The 3,083-nt window shown below is 70.8% G+C and carries 1 protein-coding gene; it reads left to right on the top strand.

Annotated elements, in window-relative coordinates:
- Positions 1-174: 174 nt before the first annotated feature.
- Positions 175-3,083: HAD-IC family P-type ATPase (locus tag WA317_RS18060; RefSeq protein WP_425174342.1), on the top strand; the 2,909-nt coding region annotated here is incomplete at its 3' end.

The following is a 3,083-nucleotide window of genomic DNA, read 5'->3' as shown; positions in this document are numbered from 1 at the left end:
GAACAAGGCGCCGCCGAGCAAGCCGGCGCCGGCGCACACCGGAGCAGCGGGCGCCGCTCCGTCGCCCACCAAACGAACCACCCGTGCGAAGAAGACCGCTGCGCGTTCGGCACGCGGCGGTCAGTCGCGCAGCTCAAAGTAGCTTTGAGTACCGACGGATCCGCGCGCGGACTCTTGCCACTTCGCGCGGTGGCGATCGGCATGCAGGCGACTTCCGCGCTGGTGGGCGCATCAGTCAATACCGCGGCGAGCGCCGCCGGAACCCTGGGGTCGGCCGCTGCGGCCGGCATGAGTCTGGCCACCACGCCGATTCGCGACGGCGCAAAGGTGGTCAACCGCGAGCTGTCTGCCTCGACGCTGACCCGGCACTGTTGGCGCGGCGGTGATCGCGCCTGGGTCGAGGTGCGAGGGCTGGACGGCCCGCACGGCAGCGAGCTCGGCCGAGTAGTGAGCGATGCGCTGCTGGCCCGGTCCGGTATCAGCTCTGCACGGTTGAACCGTCCGCTGTCGCGGGTGATCGTCGGCTGGAATAGCTCTGACGGCGACGAGCCGTCGCTGGGTGAGCTGTGCCGGCTGGTCGCCGACGCCGAAAAGGAATTCGCCGCAGCCCGGCCCGACGCCGCGGCAGAATCGATTGACGCCGCCACCGATAGAGACCAGGTCAGTCTTCCCGCTGATGCTCTGGTGCTGACCAGCCGGGCGCTGGGAGTCGGCGCAACGGCCGCGGGGCTCGGTATCGCGCTGATCGGCCGGACGCTGCGCTGGCCCGCGGCGCCGCACAGTCTCGAAGCGCTCGTGGCGGCCGTGGACTACCAGCCGCGCCTGCGCCGTCTGCTCGAGGACCGGATCGGCACGTCGGCGACTGACAGCGTGTTGACGGTTGCCATGACGGCAGCGCACATCGTCTCGCTCTCGCCGGCGTCGCTGGCGGTGGACTTCCTGGTGGAAGCCCTGCGCGCTGCCGAAACCCGTGCGGAGGCCCGGGTTTGGGCCGCGCACGAACCGGAACTGGCCCGTCATGCCGAGCAGGTGGCCACTCATCCGGCGTCCCGGCCGTGTCCGCGGCCGCCCGGACCCGTCGAACGTCACGCCGACCGCACCGCGCTGGTCCAGCTGATCGGCGCCGCGGTCACCGGGGTGGCCACGCGCAGTGTGGACACGGCGGGCACCGCCACCCTGGTCGCCGCGCCCAAGGCCGCCCGGACCACCCGCGAGTCGTTCGCCGCGAAGTTGGGCCAGGGGCTGGCCGAGCAGTACGACACGCTGGCGTTGCGGCCAGAAAGCCTCCGGCGCCTCGACCGGGTCGACGCACTGGTCATCGACCCCAGGGTGCTCTGCACCGACAGGCTCCGGGTGATGACGGTGCGCGACGCCGCCGAAGACGAGTTGGCGCCGGCGTGGCACCGTGCGCAAGCACTTCTCGAGCGCAGCGACCTGCAACCCGGATGGCATCCGGTTCCCGGGAACTCCTCCTCCCGCCGGTCGCGCTCTGCGGCCAAGGCGCTGGTCTGCCCCACCCACGATCCGCTGGCGTCAGCGGTAATGGCGGAGGCCCGCCGCAGCGGCGTGGAGCTGATCTCCGTCGAGACCGAGGGTCTCGGTGAACTGCGACCGGCCTTCGAGGAGGTCCGGCCGACCGACGGCAAGTCTCTCGACGACGCGCTCGCCGAGGCGGTCACCGACCTGCAAGGAGCCGGCCGCACCGTGATGGTGTTGTCTTCACATGCCGCACAGGCACTTTCGTCGGCCGACGTGGCACTGGGTGTTACACCGGGCAATGGCACGCCGCCGCCCTGGTACGCCGACCTGCTAGTACCCGACCTGGCCACCGCCTGGCGAGTGTTGCACGCCCTTCCCGCGGCCGGGGCGGCGAGCCGCCGGGGGGTGGAGATCTCCATCGGCGCTTCGCTGCTGGGTGCGTTGTTGATGATTCCCGGTGTCCGCGGTCGCGGACCCGGTCCAGTCACCACCGGCGCAGCAGCCGGTCTGCTCTCCGGGTACTGGCTGGCCCGCCGAATTCTGCGCGACCCCGCACCGCGGCCGGCACCGGCCCGGGAATGGCACGCGATGTCGGTGGAACAGGTGCGCAAATTGTTGCCGCCACCGGAACCGGTCGAATCAGCGGAGCCGACCCGCAAAGGACTGGCCACCCGCGCCGTAGGCACCGCCCAGCGCGGCGCAGAGCTCTCCCGACGGCCGGGCCGGGCACTGTGGCAGTTCGGCACCGCGGTGCGCGCCGAGTTGTCCGACCCGTTGACACCGGTGCTGGCCATCGGCTCGGCGGCCAGCGCTGTGCTCGGTTCGCCCGTCGACGCGGTGCTGGTCGGTTCTGTGCTGACCGGCAACGCCTTCCTGGCGGCCAGCCAGCGCCTGCGCGCCGAGAACCGGCTGAATACGCTATTGGAACAGCAGATTCCGCCGGCCAGGAAGCTCACCACCGGCCCGGACGGAAAGCCGTTGTACCGTAAGGTCATCGCGGAGCAACTGCGGCCCGGTGACGTGATCGAGGTGCACACCAACGATGTGGTGCCGGCTGACGCCCGGCTGATCGAGGAGGACGACCTGGAGGTCGACGAATCGACGCTCACCGGCGAGTCGCTGCCGGTGGAGAAGCAGGCCGAGGCCACTCCCGGCGCCGACCTGGCTGAGCGGCGCTGCATGCTGTACGCGGGAACCACCGTGGTGACCGGAACCGCGGTGGGAATCGTGACCGCCGTCGGCGCCGACACCCAGGCCCGTCGCGCCGCCGAACTGGTGTCCAGTGAACTGCCGGCGATCGGCCTGCAGCACCAGTTGAGTCAGCTCACCAACCGTGCTTTCCCGGTCAGCATGGCCGGCGGTGCGCTGGTCAGTGGGCTGGGCCTGTTGCGCGGCAGCGGATTACGCCAGGCGGTGGCCAGCGGCATCGCCATCGCGGTGGCTGCGGTGCCCGAAGGCATGCCACTGGTCGCGACTTTGGCGCAATCGGCATCGGCGCGGCGACTGACGCACTTCGGTGCGCTGGTGCGTGTTCCGCGTTCGGTGGAGGCGCTCGGCCGGGTCAACGTGGTGTGCTTCGACAAGACCGGCACGCTCAGCGAAAA

This window comes from Mycobacterium sp., from assembly GCF_049802695.1.
Taxonomy (GTDB): domain Bacteria; phylum Actinomycetota; class Actinomycetes; order Mycobacteriales; family Mycobacteriaceae; genus Mycobacterium.
Note: the sequence above shows the minus strand (reverse complement) of the source record. Positions and strands in the feature narration are given on the sequence as shown.